This is a genomic window from Halorientalis marina, from assembly GCF_023028345.1.
In the GTDB taxonomy this organism is placed as follows: Archaea; Halobacteriota; Halobacteria; order Halobacteriales; family Haloarculaceae; genus Halorientalis; species Halorientalis marina.
This window is the reverse complement of sequence record NZ_CP095488.1, coordinates 315,747-336,090: the sequence shown is the minus strand read 5'-3', so window position 1 is coordinate 336,090 and position 20,344 is coordinate 315,747. Positions and strand designations below refer to the sequence as shown.

The window sequence follows — 20,344 nt, the reverse complement described above, 5'->3', positions numbered from 1 at the left end:
CGGTTTGCGAAACACCGCTACAGCGGATTAAGTCTCGGACGCAAACTCGGTCGGATCCTTTCCCGGGTCAAACCCAGGCGGTGCACCGACCGCTAAGACGACGCCGATGTCGTCGCCGACGTATCTGTGCCCGTGGCCGGTCTTCGGGCCTGCGACGTAGAACGTTCCGGGCCCTGCCTCCCTGTATTCCGGGTCATCGGGATCACCGAGTTTGAGTGAAAATTCGCCTTCGAGAATGTAGTAGAACTCCTCCTGCTCGGTGTGCGCATGATAGATTACCTCGTCTGCGGGCTCAAAGTACCAGAGTTTGATCTGTAAGTGTTCGGCACCGAGCGCGTCGTCGATCGGTAGCAACGACAGGTTTCGAAACTCGTCTTTCTCGCTCGGGTCGTCGACGGTGTCTAGATTACGTGAGTAATACTCCTCGATGGTTGTCTTCTCGATGTCGTCCTGATCGACCACTTCGTAATGCATAACACGGAATTTCGACTGAGCGCGTACTAAAGCCACCGGTAACACCACCTGTAATGGATTTTCCACGGCCTGACGTGACCGGGACAGACCTGGAGTCGCCGAACAGTCGCATTGAAACGTGATGTCAGCCATGTTAGGAAATCGCTTACATGTGTGACTACTGGATGTGGGACCAGTAGCCATGAGCAAGACGACAGCATCCGGTAGTGCGCCCATCACCCTATATCGGTTGCAGGCCCGTCCGTTCTGTGAGAGCGTGGCCCGAACACTTCGAGACCTCGACTTGGCCTACGATTCGCGGTTCGTCGAGGCACTACACTCCGAACGCGACGAAGTCAAACGCAAGACCGGTGTCCGGACCGTCCCAGCGATTGTTGACGAGAACTCGGGTGTGACCATGGCCGAGAGCGGGAACATCATCGAGTATCTCCACACGACCTACGGCGACCCGGCGGACGCGGACAGTACGTTCGAGGTGAAAGAATTCGACGAAACCGACTACCCCCGCGTCGGCGAGACAGCTCCGGACTTCGTCCGCCCGCTCGTCAACGGCGAATATTGGGAAGACGTAGCGCTCTCGGAATTGACGCCTGATGGACCGGTACTGCTGGTGTTTCACTCGATGGACGGGGCGTTCCCTGGGACGTACATCTGGAACGAGATCAGCGATCGGGCGTGGGACGATCGCTACGACGTCACGCTTGTCGGCCTCTCTATTTCCACACCGAACGAACATCTGGAATTCGTCCAGCAGCGAGAAATTGATTATCGGCTGTTCAGTGACCCACAGAACGGCGTCGCGGAGACATACGATCTCGTCAACGATCTTGACGGTATGACCGGTGTCAGTGAGGCACGGCCTGCTATCTTTCTCCTTGACGAGGACCGGATCGTGCAATACGTGTGGACCGCGGACCAGTGGCCCGAACTACCGGACTACGACGATATCGGGGAGGCGCTCGAAGCAACAACTTCTGGACGAGAGTCTTGACCAATTGATACACTGAACGGAGAGCCAGACACCATCTCTCACTGCTCACTGTTCCTGCCAACCTACCGCGGTCAATTCTACCAGATTGTGTTAATTTTCTCGGAGTGCTGCTGAATACAGAGTACAGATACCTTGTTGCACGTTCAAAATTAATTCACCGGACGACGCAGTCGGACCAGAATCTGGCCCAGCAGTGACGAGTCAGACTCAGATACCACTCTCAATCTGATAGATCTGGCTGAATTCGCTGGTAATCCACCCTGATCAATCAGAATTTAGTCACGAATACGAACCGCCTGAGAGCGATGCCTCTCAGGCGGTGGCATGCGCGCGGGTTCCCGAACCGGTCAGATGAGTCGGCTTGGAGATTTCACCGTGGATTCGGAGATACTCACGAACGGCAGTCTTATGTGAATCAACTGTGTTCTGGCTGCTGTCGGATTCGGTAGTGGACATACCTTGAATCCGACTTCCCACCTAGCGAAAGTGACTATTTCTATCGTTGGTGAAAGATATGCTATAAGTCTGAGCTAATCTCGAAACCGTGCAACGGGCTATATGAGACTGATTCTATGACGCCCTCGTTGTGTTGGCTATCCTCTGGCTCTGTTGAAATCCTTAAGAACTGATAGGATCGGCGTGCGAGATACAGAGGATCAAGTCAGCACGGGCTCACTTTCATTCGACGCTCTCCCGAATGAATCGGCTGCTCACTGCGTGTGCATATCGGTCAATTCTCAACGGGTGCGTCAAAACCCGGAAGTACTACCCTGGTATAATATACAAAATACGTGGCTGTGATTAACAGATATAGTCCAGTGGTCAACAGAGGGGGCCAGTCCAGCACAAAAATCAAAAACACGGCCCAGAACCCACCGAACACAACACCACCCACCGAAATGATATGCAGTCCCTCCGTAGACTGAATCTGTAGATCGTTGCCGGTTATCAGCCGAATTCCGATCATTCCAACTGTGAGAGACGCCCATGTTAGAATCGGAAGTCCGAGAACTGTCCAGACGGCGGCTGGCAGTTGACTGGATGAACTAACGAGTATTGCCCACCCGAACAAACCGAGTCCGGCCCACCCAATACTCCGCAGGAGTTCTTCACGGAGTATCTCGTGGACTTGTGGGTGCTGTAGGAATTCACGGAGTGGATTCTCTGTGCTGGCTGACTGTCCGTTCAATGCTTGTTTTCCCTCTGGAGAGACTGGCCACTCAGATTCAGGATGATTGATATAATACAGGGTCAGTGAGTCCGAATACGTCTCTGTCGCAACGATACCGCGCTCTTCTAGATCACGTAACCGGTTACGGACGGTAACTTTCGAGACATCTGGTTTGACTCGGTCTCGAATCTGCTGCACCGAGAAGAGTGGCCGATCAGCCTCGTGCATCGTCTCGACGACGTGCTTGTCGGTCAGTTTCGTATTCACCTTCCGGTCGTTCTCCAACTCTCGGGAGATCCACGACGGAAGTGACATGTCTTAGGTGAGTAGCGATGGACGATTATCAGTTTCGGATAGCTACGCGAGTGGACGGTGTACGGGGCGAGATTGGCAGACGTATGTCGTCCAGCAGACGTCCCTCCAGTAGCGATACCTGACTCTGACGGGCAAGCGTGCCAGAAGGGAAAATCAGTTGCGGACTATGCAGTCGTTTCGGAGGGCAAATCCGGCAGTCGCAGGTACCAGTACCAGCCGACCGCAGCTATCGTCACGACGACATACGCGACCGTTATCCACAGGGCAGAGTAGCCACCTGCTGCAACGAGGTACACTGCGCCGACGCCACCAAGCATGATCCCGAGCGCTAGACTCATCGAGAGACCAGCCGGTGTCTGAACCTGCAACTCCGTAGACGTCACCGTACGGGCCCCGATCATGCCTGCGGTTAAGAGCGCCCACGTGAGGACGGGCAGTCCGAAGACCGTCAAGACGCTCGGCTCTACCCAGGCCACCTCTGAAATCACGATTGGCCACCCGACGAGTCCGAGACCGATCCACGCGATACTTCGAAGCAGTTCTTCTCGGATGATACGGCGTCGTTGTGACTTCATATCTACACGTCAATCAAGGGGTTCTGCTCATAAATCACCACAGAGATTTTTGTGCCCGGACAGGGGTGTTTTGGAGCGACAAAATGCACTTTATACCAGCAAAGCCGGCTTTCCGTCCCTGAAATTGCACTGTGCGCTTTTTGTGCAATCTCTCCTATGGGTGTACCGTGGCCGAATCAACATCCCTCCGTGAGCGACTGCATGCTGACCTGACAGACAATCTGCCCGTGACAGTAACGGCCATCGGTTTGGCGCTGGCAGCGTTTGCGCTGGTATCGCTCGACAGTATTCCACTCGCTCTCTCGACCGACTTCGGTGCGAGATTCTTGCTATCGTTGAGTCTGCTGGATATGGCGTTTGCATACGACGAGTACTGGCCTGTTGCGTACAGTCCGATGTACGCTGTCACGTGGACGCTTGTGTTTGGAGTACTCACAGCAGGACTCTTCATCAGTATCTACGAAGTCGCACTCCCGAATCTTGGAAATACGGTTGCAAGCGTCGCGGCGTTCGTGACGGTAGTCAGTATCCAATTCGGAAGCGCAATGCTGTACGCTCGCATTCGCTAACAGAACGTCGCCACTATGAATTCATATTCTAGTCGCTGCCCCCGGATTGTTCGTGATCTACAAGTTTCTGGTCGTGCCGAACAACGTGTATTAGAGGGAATTATTTGATGCGTATGAACCAGTTCTATCTGTACCACCTCTCGCTTGGGGTTATGGGGGCAGTATGGGGGCTGAGTGCAGTCTGGAGCATACTGGCCGACGGAATGAGTCTTCCTCTGGGGCTGGCGGGGGTTGGTGGCGTTGGATTGGTCGTCGCAGTCGTGTACGAACTCGCTACGGCGGACCCCGAGGAGTTTTCTGTGGGACGAGTTTCGGTTGGCCTCGTCGTTACAGGCGCTGTCCTCACACTTGTCGGAGCCGGTCTTGAGCTGATTGGGTAAAAGGCAGTTCCTCGTGGCTTCACTGGCTGAAGCCAGCCAGAGACACTGGGACGGCACAACACATATTGACACGACAGGAGATGAACCAGGTATCGTGTCCGACGTGCGAGATCCCGAAGCGCTCGCAGACCTGCTCGGTGACGAGTGTGCACGCACGATTCTTATCGAGGCGAAAAAGGAGCCCCGCTCGGCGGCAGAACTCAGCGACTGCGCCGGAGTTTCGGAACCGACAGTCTATCGTCGGCTCGAACGACTCCGCGAGTACGATCTCGTCACCGAAGACATCCAGCCAGTCACAGATGGGAAGAACTATAAGCTCTATCGGACAGAACTCGACGGCATCGAACTCGATCTCAGCGAGGACGGCTTCGAGATTACTGTCTCGCGTCGTGAACGGATGGCCGACCGCTTCACACAGTTCGTAGAGGGAACGTGATATGCTCGATATAACGCTTCAGTCAATCGATCTCGAAACGCTGCGAACGGTCCGCCAAGCCAGCGAGGCGATCATCATTCTCTTCGGGCTGGCGATTAGCTACATCGCCTACACGGCATACCGACAAAATCAGAGCCGTCCGATGCTGTTCATCGCGGTCGGGTTCGTTCTGGTGCTGTTCGTTCCGGGCGTTGCGGCGGTTGTCCTGTTTCTGTTGCTGGACGTGCCCAGCCCGATTGTCAACAGTATCAACCAGTTTTTCGAACTCGCCGGTCTTGGACTGATCCTCTACGGATTGTGGATGCCGCGGCGGGACTGATGAGCGGGCCAATCTGCGTGTTACTTGTGGCTGACGAGCGAAGGTGGACCTGTATCTGTCCGGGACATTCGTCGTGTGTAGCCTGCGCCGAGTACAGGTCTACGAGATTGCCGCTTCCAGCCCCGATAGCTCGAGGGACTACGCCAGCAGGGATGGTCAGGCTCGAAATGAAATCGAGTGTGGCAGTACCATAGCTTCAGCGAGTGAAGCCAAGCCCATCCAGAATTACTTTTCCCCCCACAAGCTGCTACTGTGATGAGCAAACGCAGACCGTCTCTTGCACGCCTCGCAAATGACTACCCGGTCGCCCTGTTCGCCCCGTTAGCGCTGCTGCTCTCGTGGAGCGTCTGGGTCGGCGTCTTCTCGCTGACGCCCGCGCGGTCGCCAGTATGGTTCCTCGGAACCGGCGTTGGTGCCTGCGGTCCCGGGATAGCAGGGGCCCTCGTTCTCCGTCTTCGCGGAGAGTCGGTTCGAGCGTGGCTCTCAGACGGGTTCAGATCGCGTCACAGTCTCCGGTGGGCGATCCTTGGACTTGGGGCTCCTGCTGCCGCCGCCCTCGGCGTCGCCGCGATCGTCTTCGCCTACGCGGGCGTCCCAGACGCGGGAACCCTCGTCCGGTTGGCACCCCAGCTCGCGGTGGGTTTCGTCATGACGACGCTTTGGACGGGAGGGAACGAGGAGTTCGGCTGGCGGGGCTTTGCGCTCCCGCACCTCCAGGAGCAGTACAGTGCACTCACCTCGGGGCTGCTCATCGGCGGTCTCTGGACCGTCTGGCACACGCCGTTGTTCGTTTACGGGCTCTATACGATGCCGCCAGTAGTGTACGGGGTGGGAGTCCTCGCGCTCTCGGTCATCCTCACGTGGTACTATAATACGACCGGTGGGTGGCTTCCCGGCGCGATACTGTTTCATGGCGGTGTCAACACGTTCCTGAACATCCCTCAGTGGGCACTCGGAGGCGACGGAGCGCTTGATGCTCTCCCGATCCCGTACTTCGGGGTGGTAGCCATCGTTATGCTCGCCTTTGGAGGCATCCTGCTATTGCGCTACGGTGGCGAAACGCTGACCCATGGCGGTGTCGTCGGCTGCACGTGGACTGACCGTGGTTCGGCCTCCGACACAGAGACTGCCACAGAAACTGGACGCAGTCGGTCACACGCAACTGAGGGAGTGAACTAACGGACATGCCGGGAGCAGGCCGCTCGGAGTCAACAGTAGTGAGAACTGTCGGAGCGATCGTCGCGCTGATCGCCGCCGTCGGATACAGGGCTTTCGGAAGGTCATTCAACTGTTCTGGGGCCACTGTCGCCGCAGCTATCGGTAGAGACAATACGCTGATATGTGGCCCGTCGTAAGCTCGGAGTATGGACAAGCCGATCAAAGGATACGGTGGCATTGGCTGGATACTTACTAGCGTTTTCATTTTTGGTGCGGCGCTCGTGATCGAACCGCTCGCGGCCCAGGCTCTACTTGCGCTGTTTGGGTTGGGGACACTGATTTGGGGTGTTCGTACGCTCAAGGAGGGTTTGGCTGGCTCATAGAACTCTGGAAGGTGCTGAGTTCACGCTGTGAACTACCCCTGCCTACTCACTCGCGGCGTAGCCGCTCGTTCCGTGAGGCAGGGGCTTCCTGCTTCTAAGACGCGCTTTGCAGGAACCGGGGTGGTTCCCGCAGGGAGCGCAGTCTCTGCAGGCGTTGCTTCGGAGTGAACCACTCCTAGTTGCTCCAATCCACGCTTGAGAACGTTCGCAGCTGCATTCAAATCCCGATCCGCCTCAAACCCACACGTTGGACACGAGTGTTCACGCACCCACAACGGTTTTTTGACGGAACAACCACACTTAGCACACTGCTTGGTCGTGTCGTTCGGATCAACTGTCTCGACATGACACCCATTCTTCTTACCGTGGTGCTTGAATACCGTGATTAAGTCACGCCAGCCGACCTCAGCCATATTCCGCGCACTCCCATCCCCTTCCATGAGACCAGTTACGTTCAAGTCTTCGAGGAACACCGCGTCGTACGCGGTCGTGTAGAAGTGCGCGAGTTTATGCTTGAAGTCACGCTTCTTGTTCGCCATCATCGCGTGCACCTCTGCAACGGTTTGTCGTTGCTCCGACCAGTTATTCGACGCGTGTTGTTTCCGTGAGAGCGACCGTTGCTCCCCTTCGAGACGTTCCCGATTATCTGAGAGGTCGAGTCGGGTGATCTCACGCCCATCGGAGTCGTGGATGAACGTGTTGATACCGAGATCAATCCCAACGCAATCATCGGAATTAATCGTGTCCGGTGAAGGCTTCTCCCGTTCTTCAGTTTCGATTGTGAACGAGACGTACCATGCACCGGTTGGTTCTTGCTTAACGGTTAGCTGTTTGATCGAGTCGTTGTCGGGGAGGTCGCGGTGGAGGCGGATTGGAACCGTGATGTTGGTACCAGCGATTTTCTTCAGCGTTAGTTCACCTCGGCCGGAAGGACCGCTCTTCTTGTCGAGCTCGAAGCCCTTCTTGTTGTAGGTGAAACTCCGAAAATCGCGTGGTGCTTTCCACTGCAACTCCCCGACGTCGTACCCTTGTTTCTTGAGTTGGCCGAGACTGTCGATGTTTTGCTTGATACGCATCACTGCGTTCTGCAGCACAGTCGAGTACACACCGTTAAGATCGTCCCACCATTGCTTCATCGATGGGAGTTCGTCTCGAACTTGGATAACTCGCTGTCGAACCGTCCCAGCATCTTCAGGAATATCGTTGAATCGGTTCAACGCGTCGTTGTAGACTTGCCGCACAACGTCAACAGTCCAGGCAAGTCGCTCCCGTTGCTGCTCGTCAGGGAGCAATCGATACCGTGGACTGTACTTCATGCGACTGTACCAAAATCGATGGACTGCATCGACTTAAACGCCGGCAAAACGCGTCGCCGCAGCACTATACGCAACAGGTGGTTCTGTATCTCCACCCTACTCACTCGCACCGCTCGTTCCTTAAGCACGGAGGCTTAGAACCAACCGAGGCTAACCAACATCACCAGAATATCAACTTGTCCGGGTAATTTGTTGGTTAAGCTTCTATCCTGCTCGACCCGGCGTGAGTTTTTGTCCTCCGGCCGGGTGAGAGTATGTCTTTCCAGATCGATGCACCCAGCGGCCAGCAGCGTGCGTTCGAACAGCTCATGGCCACCGGTTCCCGGCCCGACAGCCACCAGATCCACAGCGCGGTCGTCGAGCAGATTGGTGACGAGAGTTCGCTGCAGACGGTCCGCGACCACGTCCTCAAGACGCTCTGCCAGCAAGTCCCCGGCCTCGGCCCATATCGGGGCTTTAGTCACGAGCGACGGGAATCGACACATCGTCGATCACCGCTGCCTGCCGGATTGCACAGAGGTCAAAACAGACTCCGTGTTCGTCGAACTGAGCGCAACTACACCACCCGACGTGGCCATCCTCGCGTTCCGCGAGACTGCAATTCGCGGGAATTTCACCGCTGGCGTCGACGAGGAACAGATCCGGTCGACCTGCTTCAGAAATTTCAACCGATTCTTCGAGTGCAGTCTGCCAGATGTCCGGTCGCTGTTCGCGCTCGGCGTGGAAATCAACCTCCACGGCGTCGTCCGGGATTCGACTAACCAGGGTTCGAGGCGTCGACGGAGTATCGCGGTTCGGAGCAGTGGACTCGGCTGTTTTCATCGGGAGTCCTCACTGTTTCTTGTTACACTATCTAGAAGTAAGATATTACCGGAATCGGTCGCTCTCGGTCAGTTTTTCTCGCTCTCTGGGGTGCGAGCATGGCGTCACTACAAGTCGACACGGATCCGATTGTTTCGATGCTCAACCAGATCCAGCAGCGCGGCCACAGCGCCTACACGATTTTCGAGGACTGGGTCGATCTGATGCTGTATGCCCTCCAGCGTCGCGATGATCCGTACCTGGAGATCGTCGACGAATACAGTGAGTCACGTGATATGGACCACCCCAGGGGTGAACGTACGGTCGACCTCTTCGCCAACGCCTTCGGCCAACTCCAGAAACAGATGGCCGATACAGACGCCGACGTCCTCGGCGCCGTCTATGAGGAGTACGGCATGAGCAGCGACAATTTCGGCCAGCATTTCACGCCACATTCTGTCTGTGAGGCAATGGTCAGGATCACTCACACCGTTGACGACCAGCCCCGAGGCGACGGCTCCCAGCAGGTCGTCACAGACCCGACCTGTGGGAGCGGGCGGATGCTCCTGTGTGCAGGCCGCCGGCTTCCCGAGGTTGTGTTCGTCGGCCAGGACAAAGACCCCCTCTGCGCGAAAATGACCGCGCTGAACCTCTGCTTCTTTAATCTTGACGGGTATGCGATCCTCGGGGACTCACTTACACTCGAGTACCGGCGCGTCTGGCAGACGACCCACTCGCCCCAAGGCGGCGCTGTTCGCGAACTCGACGATGAACAGATCCAGACTCTCCGAGACAACCTCGCTCCAGAAGACGGCACCGACACGCCCGAGGACGGTTCAGCAGTTTCGAGGCGGAGCCTCCGGCCTCAAGTCGTGAGGGACCGGAGGTCCCTCTGACCATTCGAACGGGCGCTTCGCGCCCGTGAGAAGAGAGCGAGGACTTCCGCAGAGTTCGACGCGTACGACGCCCTTCTGACCGATCTGGAGTACACCAAAGCGTTCGATAACGATGTGGCGAATGTGTACGAGGGACGAATTGTCCGGTATGCGAAACCAGTTGGTGACAACGCGGTCGAATTTGACGCACTCGTCGGCGCACTTCGCTGTCGGCAGACCGACGCGGAATGGTCGTACCGTTATCTCCACGAGCACAGCGTCGTCGAGTCTCTCGAAGTCACAGAGAGTCTGACAGCACGGATTCCCGAGCCGGCACTGCTATTCGCGCTCAAACTCCACAGCGGTCGGCTCGCGGATGCGCGGGACCTGGTGATCGTCGGCGCCGAGGCAACTTTCGATAGCGCCGAACAACACATCCATCGCGGAAATCAGAAGCAGTTGGCCGAGCAAATCGAACGCGTACTTGTGGAACTCGAAAGCGACGAGTTCGCAGACTCGTTCAAGGGTGTGTTCCAACAGAAGGAACTCCCAGAGGACAACATCGACGACCTGATCCAGTTCTTGCGAACCCAACTCGACGGGCTATGATCGGAAGTTGTATCTCGGCAAGAACGAATGGCACAAGACGACACTCATCTACCGTCGGAAAGAGGACTCCGAAAACGACGACCACCGGCAATACTCGGTGGTCATGACGAATTGCGGGAGTGGTCACCTCACGGAGTATGGCTACAGGTGGGAAATTGAGAGCGGCTACAGATCGATAAAGCGATTCATGGCCGCGACAACGTCGGATAATTTCGGGCTTCGATTCTTCTACTTCGCGTCCGCCTGTCTGCTATACTCGATCTGGCGAGCAGTCGATCTGTTGGTACAGGTCGAGTTGACCGGTGAATATGAACATTCGCCGATCGTGACGGCCGACAACACGCTGACGCTGTTGAAGAAGGAAACCGGAATCGGATAGCGAGAATCGCTCATCTGTAGAAGTCAGTACTTAGGATCTGCTCGAACCAGTTGTCGCTGTTGAGGATCCAGCCCAAGAAGTTCAGATAGCCCTGTAAGTGGTGTTTTGAGACGCCTCGGAACCTTCGCAACCAGTTGCGAAGGAAGCTATGCCGGTTCTCACAGCTGTTTGTGTGAGCGTCACCCACTACGTAGTGTTCGTCGTGATTGATGGCTAAATGGCCATCAATCTCGTCGTACTCGTCGATTCCGTCGTAGATGCTGTACTGGTCAGTACAGAGGATCACGGTTTCATCGCCGTACTCGGCGATGTCTTCGTCAACGCCTTCGAGATCATCGCGGACAAGGAACCGAACTCGTCCGTCGCTCCGACGGACGAGTGTCACGACGGGTGGTTTGTCTGACTCGAAGGTTCCGCGTCCTTTTTTGAGAGTCCGCGCGAGCGCGGACTCCCCTCCTCATCTTCGAGTCCCTTCTCGCCAGCAACGACGTAGACCTCGTCAGCCTCACAGACACCGGAGAGGTCAAACTTAGAATCCTCCTCCAGAGCGTCTTGGACTTCATGAACGAAGTCCAAGACCGTCTTGTAGGTACGGGTGAGTTCTTGGAAGATCTCGTTCGTCGTGTGTTCTTCCATCCCTCGGATGATGTGGAACATCTCTGGGATGGTGAGCTGATGTTCCGCAAATACCGTCGCTGTGAGATCATTAAATATACTCTCACAGTCCTGACAGCGATAGCGTTGAGCGCCCTTTCGTGTCGTTCCCTTCTTGATCGTGTCCGCACTCTCGCAGTGCGGACACGTCACCCCCTCCGGCCATCGCTGCTCACGCAGATACTCTAAACAGTCCTCTTTGTCAGGCAGAAAGACCTCGTTGACACTCTCTCTGCTGACCATGCTGGGTAAGGCTACGAACTCCAGTCATGAGAAAGTACTCACCGCTACAGATGAGCGTAAGGAATTTTTATTTATCAAAAGTCGTTTTATTTAATTCACTGAATACCCAGAGAACGTTAGTAAAAAGATCATAAGACTCGCTCCCTCTATTCAGCACTCGATTCCCGATAGAGATTGGGAAGGTTCCTGGTCACAGCAGTATGTGTTTTCTCCGTTACCGTCGGCAGAGACGTGCGAAACTCTTCTCTGACACCGTTCAGGTTTAGCTAAAGACCAGGGAGATGAGGACAAACGACGAGCCATCCTGAGAGGATCTTCGTATGATATACTTAGATGAATATTGATAAATAAATATATTTAAACGAATATTGCAGAAGGGCATCCGTCTTATTTGAGCCGTTCTTGAAGAACAGCCGGGCAAGCCGTGGTCACGCCCTGAATGGAGAGGATCTGATCGCTAACGATTTCATTCAGCTCGGTACTTCCTGTCGCCTCGAGTTCGGCCATCAACATGTGGTCCCCGGTCGCGGTATATAACGCAGTCAGCGAGTCGAGATCTCTGAGTTTACTCGTCGCCTCAACGTACTGGTCGCTCTCGACGTCAATTCCCACCATCGCAATGCTCTGGTGGTTGACTTTCTTTGGGTCGATCTCGACAGTGTACCCGACGATAGCGCCTTCCTCCTCGAGTTTCTGGATATATTTTCGAGCGGTAGGTCGCGCGACGCCAGCCTGGTCGGCGATCTCTCCGAGAGAAGCTTTCGGATCCTCTTTGAGAATGGAGAGCAGACGATGCTCGAGTTCCTCAGCGTCCATTGTACCTGATTTTATATGAAGCGGTGATCATCGTGCTGGCAGTCGTGTTCAGGTGCGGAAAGATTCGCCACAGCCACACTCCGAGACCAAGTTGGGATTTTCAACATCAAAGCCTGCGCCTTGGAGACCCGTCTCATACTCAACAACACTCCCCGCAATATATTGGATACTCGCGGGATCAGCGAACACTCGCAGGCCCTGGTGCTCGTAGACGATATCATCTTCGTCGGGACTCGTATCGAACCGCATCCCATATGACAGACCCGCGCATCCTCCTTGCTGGACGAATAGCCGAAGTCCTGCCGTGTCAGTGTCCAAGCTCTCTTCCTCTAAGAGAGCCAGAGCCTTATTCGAGGCAGCTTCTGAAACTTCGATTTCAGGTTGTTCACTCTCCTGGGCCGTCGTACTCATACGTTGAGTTGATTGGGCCAGGGTGTTAACCATGACGCTCAAATCTGTGACGTAGAGTTAAGGCTCGAAATTGTCGAGAGACAGCTATACGCGTGGTCTCAGAGCGGTAGATTCCGCTGAAGACAGCCATCGCTGGACATCATAGAAATCGATCGTCGGACCGAGTTGACCGGATCATGGGCCGTGAGGCGTCAAGCCACCCTATTTCAACGTTGATATCCGGCACATCGAATCGGGGGACCAACGCAGACACAGAGGCTGCCTTGTAATAGTCGTCTTCAGAATCTCATGACGATGTGGACGAATTCTTGAGCGCGTGTTGCTCAGTATCCCGTAGTGTGTTCGACTCTCGTGTCTCGCCGAACGGTATTTCGACGGATCGCCCAACGAAAATACGGTGAGTGGCCGGCGTATAATTCGACACCACTGTACGATCGAACGTCGCTCGCCGGACTGGAATCCGATATCCGGACAGTCTCAGAGACGTGGTTCGATCACGAAAGCCACGACTCGGTCAAGGAGTTCGTCTGTGCACTCCCCTTGGCCTACTTCCGGTTCAGTGCCCACGACCGGTATGCGGGGCCGACCCGCTACCAGATGGACACCCTCTTTCGGGTGTTTGTATTGAAAGAACTCCACGGGTGGGAACACGAAACAGCACTCGTCGACTACCTCGGGACCCGTCCTGAACTCTGCGAGCAACTGGGTTTCGAGACGATCCCAGACCAGTCAACACTATGGCGGAGCTGGCACGAGCGGTTCACCCCTGACCTCCGAGAGACGGTCGAAACTGCGTCTCGAACGATCCTCATCAAAGCCCAGAATGCAGGTGTCAAGATTCCGCGTGAACCGGAACGAAAGCTTCGGCACCACGATGACGAGTCTGGTGAGCTAGAACCAGCCGATCAAACCACGTTGGAGCAGGCAGAGAAGGTCACCGACCACGTCAGCCGCATCGTGTTCCCGGCGTTTTCGCTGGACCGTGGGAACGGCTGTGAGATACACGAGAACGCCTACTGGGACCTCCAGACGTATCTCGGGTTGCGCGAGCGGCTGGCTGCGAACGAAGGAGCCCGCAGTTTCATTCATGAGTCAACGCGGGATCGAACACCACTCGGACACGCCCACCGCGACCACATTCGAGGTCTCTCTATCCAGCAGATTCGTGAGATGTACGGACAGGCGGTCCGACAGCTCATCGTCGAACTCGCAGAGACAGAGGAGTTCTACCGAGCCGGAATCGTTGCCATTGACATCACCGAAGCCGACCCCTTCACAGGCGACCGCACTGGACACGAGGACGAGATAATCGGAACGAAAGAGAGGAACGACGAATACGCCCACCAGTGGGCGACAGTCCAGCTGGTGGGCAACGCTGTCCCACTCGTCCTTGATGCCCGCCCAGTACGGAAAGGCGAGTCACGGAAGGAGATCGTCGAGGACCTGCTCGACTCTGTCCAGGACCTCGTTCACGTCGATAACGTGCTGATGGACCGGGAGTTCGACAGTCAGCACATCTTGGAGATGATTAGCCAGCGTGGGCTCTCCTATGTCGTGCCGAAGCGGATGCAGACGAGCGAAAAAGCTCAAGCCAAACGGTTGCTCCAGCGCAATCAAGACCGGTACGAGACCGACCGCAAACTCCATCTCGGGAAGAATGAGTGGCACGAGACGACGCTAATCTACCGTCGGAAAGAGAAGTCCGAGCATGACGATCACTGGCAGTACTCAGTGTTCATGTCCAACCGAGGTGGCGGCTTTCTCAGTGAGTACGGCCATCGATGGGATATTGAGAGTGGCTATCGGTCGATCAAGCGATTCATGGCCGCCACGACGTCGAAGGATTTTGGACTGCGGTTCTTCTACTTCGCGTTCGCGTGTCTGCTGTACTCGATTTGGCGAGCAGTCGATCTACTCGTACAGGTGAAGTTGACCGGAGAGTACGAGCATTCGCCAATTGTGACAGCTGACAATACGCTAACCCTGTTGAAGAAGGAAACCGGAATCGGATAGTAACGAGACGCTCTCCGCGATAGCGGGGCGTCTGAGTGGCAACACTATTCAGAGTCTCGGAAATCCGCTGGAATAGTTGCCTACAGAACAAGAGCGGCCGTTCAGAAAGCGATCTGACGCAGATTCCGGTTGTCGATTCGGCCAAAACCATGCATTACAGGCCCGCTATACCTACTGTAGTCTCAACTTCCCCACGCTCTAATTATGTATAGCGGAATGTAGTTTATAAACTGGGGAAGTCGGTCTGTAAGGGTTCTATCCCGGATATTCGGCCGATAATAGCGAAAGCAGCAGTGGTCATGATTACACGAATAATCACGACCACTTTGAAGTACCCCGCCGCCGTCGGTGAAGCACGAATGCTGCAACCCCCTCATTACGACGCTTACCCCGGGGTAGAGCCGCCAAGACAGAGGTTCGGGATTTCGCTGAGTTTCCTCAACTGAGCTCGAGACGATACTGAAGAAAAGAATTCAATATAGGACTAATGGCCTCAATCTATATTAAGACGCAGCTCGAACGATGTTGTATGACCGAAGACGGGTCGAACCCTGAGAGCCTGATGGAACGCCAGACCACGGGTGAAGACCGGGTTCGGATGACCGCCCGGCAACTGTCGGAGCCGAGGACGGCAAACTGGATCGCCTCCGAAGCGGACTGGTCACACGAACCAACCAAGCGCGTGCTCGAACGGCTCGTCGACGACGGTATTCTCCATCGTGACGAGAGCGGCACCCACACGACATATTACCCTGACTACCGTCGCCAGGCGATGCAGGAGGCGATGCGTCTCCGGGACAGCGGACACACTGTCGAGGAACTCACAGACCGTCTCGCCGATATGAAGACGCAAATCCGCGACTGGGTGGACGAATTCGGCGTCGAGTCACCGAACCAACTTCGCGGAACGCTCGCTGACGAGTCCGTCGACGCTGACGAGGAAGACCGTCGCCGTGAGATTGCCCGTGAGTGGGAGCACCTTCAGCGACGGATCCAGATCGTTGGCTTCGCCATCCGCGAATGGGACTTCCTCGCTCCGACGACAGAACCTGCTGAGGCCAACAGCTAACGGATGTCTGTCCCCCATCCAGGTGGTGATCCGAACGCGAACCTCTATGCGCAGCTAAAGCGGGATGTCCTCGATCGTGTGCCACAGATCACGGCCGTCGAGTTCGTTCCTGATGATATCGAGGCCAAGCAGCTGCGGGCGGTTTGCGATCCGGCCCGTCTTGATCCCTCGACAGGCCCTGATTCACCGGAACTCACCATCAAGTGGTATCGACAGGATCCAGACGATTGGTTCCGTATCAACTACACGGATCCGAACACGGGCTTTCACGCCGGCTGGCACCAAGACGAGGATCATCCTGATCTCGGGCAGGCGCATTTTCAATATTCAACCGCCAATACGGAGGATCGCTGGGGAATTAGATTCAAACACGAAACCCCCTCCCTGATCCTTTGGGAAATCATCGAAGAGCTTCTCGAGGACGTCCGTCCGACCTACCAGTACGCGAACGAAGAATCATGACTCCGGGTACACCTCGAAACCGTTCCGATAAGACACTTGCAGGTTCCTTCGAGCGCTACCTCCAAGACAAGGGGAAAGGCCGCGGCGGCGGGGGCGGGAACTACCGCCGGAACGCCGCCCGCGAGCTCGACCGATTTGCGGCGTGGGCCGCCGGCGACCGCGGCGCCGGCGACTGGACCGGGATCGTCCCCGACGACGTCGACCGGGAGCCCACCTTCGACGATCTCGACGAACGCGTCTTCCGGGAGTACGCCCGGCATCTCGCTGGTGACCGTGGTCTCAAGCAGAATACCGTCCAAACCTATTACCGCTATATCTCTGCGTGGTGTGGCTGGTGTGTCAACGAAGGGTATCTCGAGGCGCATTACGCGCAGCGGGCGAGTGCGATGGCCCCACTCCCGGAGGATGACGGCCGCAAGCCCGGCGATCAGCAGGCCTGGACGTCCGAACAGCGCCACGCCCTCACCCGCTACGTCGACGAACGGGCCCGCGACGCCGTCGAGGCGTACACGACACTCCCGGAGGATACTGACCCTCTCGACAAGCAGCGAGCACGCTACGCGGCGCTGAAGGCCGCTCGTGACCGGGCTCTGGTGTTCGTCATTGCGTACACGGCCGTTCGGGTCGGGGAGCTACTACGAGATCCGAACGACCCGCGCCGGCGCGGCGTCCGCTGGGAGGACCTCTCCCTCGACGATGGGAGTATGGACGTCTACCGGAAGAAACAGCAGTGGGACGCTGCGTCCCTCCCCGATCCTGTAATCACCCCGTTGGGGAGCTACCGGAAACTGATGGACCCGCCGACGGAACGGTGGCCAGTATTCCCGACACTCGACCAGCGGACGCTTGCAGGGCTCGTCCGTGAAGAGCTAGCCGAACGAGGGGAACACCCGGATGTGATTGAAGAGCGACGTGAAGAGTACGCTCGTGACCTCCTGCTGGCGCTGGACGAGGACATCCGCCCGCCGTCGATCACGACAGACGGCGCCCGGTCGATTCTCCAGCGACTCTCGGCGGCCGCGGAGATCGACATCGACCACCCGAAACACGACTATCTCGCACCGCATGGCGGTCGTCGTGGGATGGGTGAGGTTCTCGTCCGAGCATTCGGATACACTGTGGCAGCCCGATATCTCGACAATTCAGAGGAGATGGTACGGGAACGATATTCGCATATCGAAGCTGGTGAACTCGGTGATGTGGCGACAGAAGCTCTCAACGAAGTTGATTCTCTGAACCTGTAACGGTTGTTGCAAGTGCGATTTCTTTGTTTCGTCGGTCCTATCGTTAGTTCCCTTCTTGAGAGTAGTCCGCACACTCTTTGAATCGGGAGCAGTACGATTCGATACCCTGAGTTCGACGGTCCGAGTCGTGAAGACGCCCGACGTGCACCACGAAGAACCCCGCCTCGAGGGAACGCGCGTCGGCGTCCTCCAGGTCGGCGAACTGGTCCGGGAGCGTGAGTGGGAACGCGACGACGTTGCCGACCAGCTGGACCTCGATATCGCGCAGTTGATTCGGTCCTGCGCGTGGTCGTCGAGATCTTCGTAGGTTTGCTTGGCGGGCTTGCGAAACTGCCAGGTCCAGTCGTTATCACTCATCGCCGTCGAGAATCTCCTCGCGGGAGAACGTCTCGCTCTCGCCGGTCCGACGGGCGTGCTCGACGGCGGCAATCTCCTTCCAGCTCTCTCGCGTCAGGTCAGGATGCCGAACGGCGTCGCGCAGGGCATCCCGGATGAATTCACTGCGGCTGTTGTAGCCTTCGTCTCGCCACGTTGCGTCGATGTCCTCGAGAAACGTCTCTGTCAGCCGGATGTTGATGTTCGTCTTCTCCGGATCGCTGCTTGCTGTATCTGTATTCGACATACAAATGTGTTACAGCAATCGGGCAAAGAGTGTTTTCTTCCAGTCGCTCAGGCTTGCATCCGTTACGGAGTCCAGATGGTGCCTTCACTGACCAGGCGCTTCAGCCCTTTTTCACCAGTCAAAAGTTTGCTCACAACCCTGCAAACTGTGGACGTTCCCCGCCAGGGCCCATCTCGGTTTTGCACGGGTATGAGCCACCGGTTTCGTTGCACAGCGGTTCTGAAACGGCGAATTTCTATTGTGACCTAATCGGAGCAACGGATTTGTTGGCGGTCGGTCAAAGTCAGCCAGCGAGCCACTATCTTCGTGCCTTCACCGATAGCCAACGCAGAACTGGGAGGTAATCAATCGCCGATTGATTCGTAGCGGTGACCGAGCAGCCAAGAAAGGGAGTCTGGTGCCGTCGGGTTCTGTGTCCCCGGTCCACCCGCCTGTATAGAACGTAAATATTCGGGGCTTCTCACCGCCACTACGCTGGCGCGTGGCCACTCTCTTCAGCCTGGACCGTGTTCTCGGGGGAACCGCCGGCAGTCAGCTGGTTGTACGCCGCTGCGAGCGTGGCGAGCGAGAAGATGGTCGTCACCGCGCCAGTGAATTCCGTCACGAGGACCTCGGCGAGACCACCGGTCAGCCCGCCGATGCCGAAGACGACGCTGACGAGAATGTTGATGAGCACGACTGCGAGACCGAGCAGAAACAACTGGAAGCGGCTACCACGGGTCAGTGCCCAACTTTTCTGCATTCCCTTGATGAGGTTCCGGTCGTCGACTGCGACGAAGACGGCCCAGAACGCGAGCGTCACGAGCAGGAATATCCCTGGGACGACCAGGAAGACGAGGCCGATGGCGACGACGATGGCGAAGACGATGGTGCCGACGAAGAAGTTCAGGCCCGGTATAACCATGTTCTCGGTGAAGTACGCACTCGGGAGGCGTTCGGTCTCGTCGCTGACGAAGGTCCGGATCGCGCCGATGGTGAGCACGATGGTCACGATGCCGAGTGCCAGTGAGACGAACCCTCCGAGTACCGGAGGCACGGCGAATATCGCAGCCCCCACTTCCGGTGGAAACGGGGCGTTCACGGGAAGGATGTCACGGGCAGAGACCCACCGCGCGATACCCAACCCGACAATCGCGTTGACGGCAGAGACCACGAACAGGATCGCCGCGAGGAGCAACCCGTTCCGGGCGACGGTCCGGGAGAATCCTGTCCGCAGTGCGGATTCGATGTTGATAGCCATACGTCTCTAGAGACGTCACTGAAGGAGAAATAGATAGAGATGGATTCTCATCAGGTGAGAGTGTGTCCGTGGTGGGGAGAGCCGAGGCGTGACGGTCTCACACTCAAGGCACCCACCTTCTACTATAAGTGCAGTTACCGAGAACACGCTGGCGTGCCCACCCTCGCTCGACTGAACCTCGCACGGCGAATCGGGAGGATGATCAATCACGAGGATGTCCGTGTCCGGTTCGTCTCGCTCTGGGTCGTCGTCGCGACGGTGTTCACTGTTGCCTGGGTCGGGAGTTACTACCTGCTCCCGGCCGGCCTCCTCCGCGGTTCGAATCCAGCGGCATCGATCCCGTATGCGGGTAGCGTGTGGCGGGAGTTCCTGACGCTGTTCGCCTGGAATGTCGGGGTCACGCTGATCGCAATCGGGGCGAACACGCTACGGTCGGTGAACACGCCGCTGGGCTACGTGGTGCTACTGGTCCAGGCTCCGCAGTACGGCATCGTCTGGGGAACCGGGTCGCTGGCGGTCGGCAGCGGTGCGCGGATCGTACCGTCGCTCTCTGTTCTTGTCGAGCGGAGTGGCCCACTGGAGGTTACCGCCGTCGTCGCCGTCGTGGTCGCGACCCGCGAGACCATGCTGTGGCACCAGCAGTCCGGCCCGCGCTGGCGCGAGGAGTTCGAGCGCGTTCGCTCCCCGCGTGACTGGTCGCTGACTCGCCGTGAATGGGCGGTCCTCGCGGCCGGCTACCTGCTGCTGGCGCTCGCGAACTACCGGGAGGCACTCGCCATCGCCAGTCTGGCCGGGTGACCGGCGCGTCGTATCATTTAA

At 56.9% G+C, this 20,344-nt stretch carries 26 protein-coding genes and 2 pseudogenes; 17 read left to right on the top strand and 11 right to left on the bottom strand.

Annotation, left to right across the window (positions count from 1 at the left end):
• Positions 1–27 precede the first annotated feature (27 nt).
• Positions 28–474 carry a cupin domain-containing protein gene (locus tag MUG96_RS20620; RefSeq protein WP_246989011.1) on the bottom strand — a complete coding sequence of 149 codons (447 nt, stop codon included), beginning with the start codon at positions 472–474 and terminating at the stop codon, positions 28–30.
• 181 nt (positions 475–655) lie between these two features.
• Between MUG96_RS20620 and MUG96_RS20615 the strand changes: the two are divergent.
• Positions 656–913: pseudogene (locus MUG96_RS20615) on the top strand (glutathione S-transferase N-terminal domain-containing protein); the annotation flags it as partial.
• A 36-nt stretch (positions 914–949) separates the two neighbouring features.
• Positions 950–1,465 carry a redoxin domain-containing protein gene (locus MUG96_RS20610; RefSeq protein ID WP_256465455.1) on the top strand — a complete coding sequence of 172 codons (516 nt, stop codon included), beginning with the start codon at positions 950–952 and terminating at the stop codon, positions 1,463–1,465.
• 730 nt (positions 1,466–2,195) lie between these two features.
• Here the strand turns inward: MUG96_RS20610 and MUG96_RS20605 are convergent.
• Together MUG96_RS20605 and MUG96_RS20600 are read right to left on the bottom strand one after the other, a co-directional pair.
• Positions 2,196–2,951, bottom strand: a complete 756-nt coding sequence (locus tag MUG96_RS20605; protein ID WP_246989009.1) for a helix-turn-helix domain-containing protein — start codon at positions 2,949–2,951, stop codon at positions 2,196–2,198.
• Between the two features lie 164 nt (positions 2,952–3,115).
• Positions 3,116–3,526: a hypothetical protein gene (locus tag MUG96_RS20600; protein WP_246989007.1), complete on the bottom strand. Its 411-nt coding sequence runs from the start codon at positions 3,524–3,526 to the stop codon at positions 3,116–3,118.
• Between the two features lie 167 nt (positions 3,527–3,693).
• On the opposite strand from MUG96_RS20600, the gene MUG96_RS20595 reads away from it, so the two are divergent.
• From MUG96_RS20595 to MUG96_RS20570, 6 genes are all read left to right on the top strand, one after another.
• Positions 3,694–4,095: a hypothetical protein gene (locus MUG96_RS20595; protein ID WP_246989005.1), complete on the top strand. Its 402-nt coding sequence runs from the start codon at positions 3,694–3,696 to the stop codon at positions 4,093–4,095.
• A 113-nt stretch (positions 4,096–4,208) separates the two neighbouring features.
• The gene (locus MUG96_RS20590) at positions 4,209–4,475 is read left to right on the top strand and encodes a hypothetical protein (protein WP_246989002.1); all 267 of its coding nucleotides are present in this window, start codon (positions 4,209–4,211) and stop codon (positions 4,473–4,475) included.
• Positions 4,476–4,569: 94 nt separating this feature from the next.
• Positions 4,570–4,911 carry an ArsR/SmtB family transcription factor gene (locus MUG96_RS20585; protein ID WP_246988797.1) on the top strand — a complete coding sequence of 114 codons (342 nt, stop codon included), beginning with the start codon at positions 4,570–4,572 and terminating at the stop codon, positions 4,909–4,911.
• A gap of 1 nt (position 4,912) precedes the next feature.
• Positions 4,913–5,230, top strand: coding sequence for a DUF7521 family protein (locus tag MUG96_RS20580; protein WP_246989000.1), 318 nt, complete (start codon positions 4,913–4,915; stop codon positions 5,228–5,230).
• A 255-nt stretch (positions 5,231–5,485) separates the two neighbouring features.
• On the top strand, positions 5,486–6,409 hold the full coding sequence (locus tag MUG96_RS20575) for a CPBP family intramembrane glutamic endopeptidase (RefSeq protein WP_246988998.1): 924 nt from the start codon (positions 5,486–5,488) through the stop codon (positions 6,407–6,409).
• Between the two features lie 185 nt (positions 6,410–6,594).
• Positions 6,595–6,771 carry a hypothetical protein gene (locus MUG96_RS20570; protein WP_246988996.1) on the top strand — a complete coding sequence of 59 codons (177 nt, stop codon included), beginning with the start codon at positions 6,595–6,597 and terminating at the stop codon, positions 6,769–6,771.
• A 32-nt stretch (positions 6,772–6,803) separates the two neighbouring features.
• On the opposite strand, the gene MUG96_RS20565 is transcribed toward MUG96_RS20570, so the two are convergent.
• The 3 genes from MUG96_RS20565 to MUG96_RS20555 form a co-directional block, all read right to left on the bottom strand.
• The gene (locus MUG96_RS20565) at positions 6,804–8,087 is read right to left on the bottom strand and encodes an RNA-guided endonuclease InsQ/TnpB family protein (RefSeq protein WP_246988993.1); all 1,284 of its coding nucleotides are present in this window, start codon (positions 8,085–8,087) and stop codon (positions 6,804–6,806) included.
• A 134-nt stretch (positions 8,088–8,221) separates the two neighbouring features.
• A complete protein-coding gene (locus MUG96_RS20560) occupies positions 8,222–8,551 on the bottom strand; it encodes a hypothetical protein (RefSeq protein WP_246988991.1) in 330 nt (109 codons plus the stop codon).
• Positions 8,544–8,825 carry a hypothetical protein gene (locus tag MUG96_RS20555; RefSeq protein ID WP_246988989.1) on the bottom strand — a complete coding sequence of 94 codons (282 nt, stop codon included), beginning with the start codon at positions 8,823–8,825 and terminating at the stop codon, positions 8,544–8,546. The genes MUG96_RS20560 and MUG96_RS20555 overlap by 8 nt, the downstream gene beginning before the upstream one ends.
• Positions 8,826–9,007: 182 nt before the next feature.
• On the opposite strand from MUG96_RS20555, the gene MUG96_RS20550 reads away from it, so the two are divergent.
• The 3 genes and pseudogenes from MUG96_RS20550 to MUG96_RS20540 form a co-directional block, all read left to right on the top strand.
• Positions 9,008–9,784, top strand: coding sequence for an N-6 DNA methylase (locus tag MUG96_RS20550; protein WP_246988987.1), 777 nt, complete (start codon positions 9,008–9,010; stop codon positions 9,782–9,784).
• 123 nt (positions 9,785–9,907) lie between these two features.
• Complete coding sequence (locus tag MUG96_RS20545; protein WP_246988984.1) at positions 9,908–10,372, top strand: hypothetical protein; 465 nt, start codon at positions 9,908–9,910, stop codon at positions 10,370–10,372.
• A pseudogene (locus MUG96_RS20540) lies at positions 10,371–10,751 on the top strand (transposase); the annotation flags it as partial. The gene MUG96_RS20545 and the pseudogene MUG96_RS20540, both read left to right, overlap by 2 nt.
• Before the next feature lie 10 nt (positions 10,752–10,761).
• Here MUG96_RS20540 and MUG96_RS20535 read toward each other — a convergent pair.
• The 3 genes from MUG96_RS20535 to MUG96_RS20525 form a co-directional block, all read right to left on the bottom strand.
• Positions 10,762–11,648, bottom strand: a protein-coding gene (locus tag MUG96_RS20535) for an IS1595 family transposase (RefSeq protein ID WP_246988983.1) whose coding sequence is annotated in 2 segments (ribosomal slippage) — positions 10,762–11,180 and positions 11,180–11,648 — 888 coding nt in all. Because the reading frame shifts where the segments join, the coding sequence is not laid out codon by codon here.
• A gap of 387 nt (positions 11,649–12,035) precedes the next feature.
• The gene (locus MUG96_RS20530; protein WP_246988981.1) at positions 12,036–12,464 is read right to left on the bottom strand and encodes an Lrp/AsnC family transcriptional regulator; all 429 of its coding nucleotides are present in this window, start codon (positions 12,462–12,464) and stop codon (positions 12,036–12,038) included.
• A gap of 48 nt (positions 12,465–12,512) precedes the next feature.
• Entirely contained in the window at positions 12,513–12,875 is a 363-nt protein-coding gene (locus MUG96_RS20525) for a HesB/IscA family protein (protein WP_246988979.1), read from the bottom strand.
• 336 nt (positions 12,876–13,211) lie between these two features.
• On the opposite strand from MUG96_RS20525, the gene MUG96_RS20520 reads away from it, so the two are divergent.
• From MUG96_RS20520 to MUG96_RS20500, 5 genes are all read left to right on the top strand, one after another.
• The gene (locus MUG96_RS20520) at positions 13,212–14,888 is read left to right on the top strand and encodes a transposase (protein ID WP_246988977.1); all 1,677 of its coding nucleotides are present in this window, start codon (positions 13,212–13,214) and stop codon (positions 14,886–14,888) included.
• 487 nt (positions 14,889–15,375) lie between these two features.
• Positions 15,376–15,957 carry a DUF7342 family protein gene (locus tag MUG96_RS20515; RefSeq protein WP_246988975.1) on the top strand — a complete coding sequence of 194 codons (582 nt, stop codon included), beginning with the start codon at positions 15,376–15,378 and terminating at the stop codon, positions 15,955–15,957.
• Positions 15,958–15,960: 3 nt separating this feature from the next.
• Positions 15,961–16,419, top strand: a complete 459-nt coding sequence (locus MUG96_RS20510) for a hypothetical protein (RefSeq protein ID WP_246988973.1) — start codon at positions 15,961–15,963, stop codon at positions 16,417–16,419.
• Complete coding sequence (locus tag MUG96_RS20505) at positions 16,416–17,663, top strand: phage integrase SAM-like domain-containing protein (RefSeq protein ID WP_246988971.1); 1,248 nt, start codon at positions 16,416–16,418, stop codon at positions 17,661–17,663. Before MUG96_RS20510 ends, MUG96_RS20505 begins: the two co-directional genes overlap by 4 nt.
• 127 nt (positions 17,664–17,790) lie before the next feature.
• Positions 17,791–17,970, top strand: coding sequence for a DUF433 domain-containing protein (locus MUG96_RS20500; RefSeq protein WP_246988969.1), 180 nt, complete (start codon positions 17,791–17,793; stop codon positions 17,968–17,970).
• A 42-nt stretch (positions 17,971–18,012) separates the two neighbouring features.
• Here the strand turns inward: MUG96_RS20500 and MUG96_RS20495 are convergent, their stop codons facing one another.
• Together MUG96_RS20495 and MUG96_RS20490 are read right to left on the bottom strand one after the other, a co-directional pair.
• Positions 18,013–18,285: a ribbon-helix-helix domain-containing protein gene (locus MUG96_RS20495; RefSeq protein WP_246988966.1), complete on the bottom strand. Its 273-nt coding sequence runs from the start codon at positions 18,283–18,285 to the stop codon at positions 18,013–18,015.
• A gap of 469 nt (positions 18,286–18,754) precedes the next feature.
• Entirely contained in the window at positions 18,755–19,525 is a 771-nt protein-coding gene (locus tag MUG96_RS20490) for a DUF7847 domain-containing protein (RefSeq protein ID WP_246988964.1), read from the bottom strand.
• Positions 19,526–19,723: 198 nt separating this feature from the next.
• On the opposite strand from MUG96_RS20490, the gene MUG96_RS20485 reads away from it, so the two are divergent.
• Positions 19,724–20,323, top strand: a complete 600-nt coding sequence (locus MUG96_RS20485) for a hypothetical protein (RefSeq protein ID WP_246988961.1) — start codon at positions 19,724–19,726, stop codon at positions 20,321–20,323.
• Positions 20,324–20,344: the final 21 nt, after the last annotated feature.

Coding starts and splice junctions, on each gene's coding strand:
- MUG96_RS20580 (WP_246989000.1), top strand. CDS start 4,913: ATGCTCGATATAACGCTTCAGTCAATCGATCTCGAAACGCTGCGAACG.
- MUG96_RS20570 (WP_246988996.1), top strand. CDS start 6,595: ATGGACAAGCCGATCAAAGGATACGGTGGCATTGGCTGGATACTTACT.
- MUG96_RS20620 (WP_246989011.1), bottom strand. CDS start 474: ATGCATTACGAAGTGGTCGATCAGGACGACATCGAGAAGACAACCATC.
- MUG96_RS20505 (WP_246988971.1), top strand. CDS start 16,416: ATGACTCCGGGTACACCTCGAAACCGTTCCGATAAGACACTTGCAGGT.
- MUG96_RS20485 (WP_246988961.1), top strand. CDS start 19,724: ATGATCAATCACGAGGATGTCCGTGTCCGGTTCGTCTCGCTCTGGGTC.
- MUG96_RS20565 (WP_246988993.1), bottom strand. CDS start 8,087: ATGAAGTACAGTCCACGGTATCGATTGCTCCCTGACGAGCAGCAACGG.
- MUG96_RS20515 (WP_246988975.1), top strand. CDS start 15,376: ATGGCCTCAATCTATATTAAGACGCAGCTCGAACGATGTTGTATGACC.
- MUG96_RS20590 (WP_246989002.1), top strand. CDS start 4,209: ATGAACCAGTTCTATCTGTACCACCTCTCGCTTGGGGTTATGGGGGCA.
- MUG96_RS20575 (WP_246988998.1), top strand. CDS start 5,486: ATGAGCAAACGCAGACCGTCTCTTGCACGCCTCGCAAATGACTACCCG.
- MUG96_RS20495 (WP_246988966.1), bottom strand. CDS start 18,285: ATGTCGAATACAGATACAGCAAGCAGCGATCCGGAGAAGACGAACATC.
- MUG96_RS20490 (WP_246988964.1), bottom strand. CDS start 19,525: ATGGCTATCAACATCGAATCCGCACTGCGGACAGGATTCTCCCGGACC.
- MUG96_RS20530 (WP_246988981.1), bottom strand. CDS start 12,464: ATGGACGCTGAGGAACTCGAGCATCGTCTGCTCTCCATTCTCAAAGAG.
- MUG96_RS20550 (WP_246988987.1), top strand. CDS start 9,008: ATGGCGTCACTACAAGTCGACACGGATCCGATTGTTTCGATGCTCAAC.
- MUG96_RS20510 (WP_246988973.1), top strand. CDS start 15,961: ATGTCTGTCCCCCATCCAGGTGGTGATCCGAACGCGAACCTCTATGCG.
- MUG96_RS20525 (WP_246988979.1), bottom strand. CDS start 12,875: ATGAGTACGACGGCCCAGGAGAGTGAACAACCTGAAATCGAAGTTTCA.
- MUG96_RS20605 (WP_246989009.1), bottom strand. CDS start 2,951: ATGTCACTTCCGTCGTGGATCTCCCGAGAGTTGGAGAACGACCGGAAG.
- MUG96_RS20600 (WP_246989007.1), bottom strand. CDS start 3,526: ATGAAGTCACAACGACGCCGTATCATCCGAGAAGAACTGCTTCGAAGT.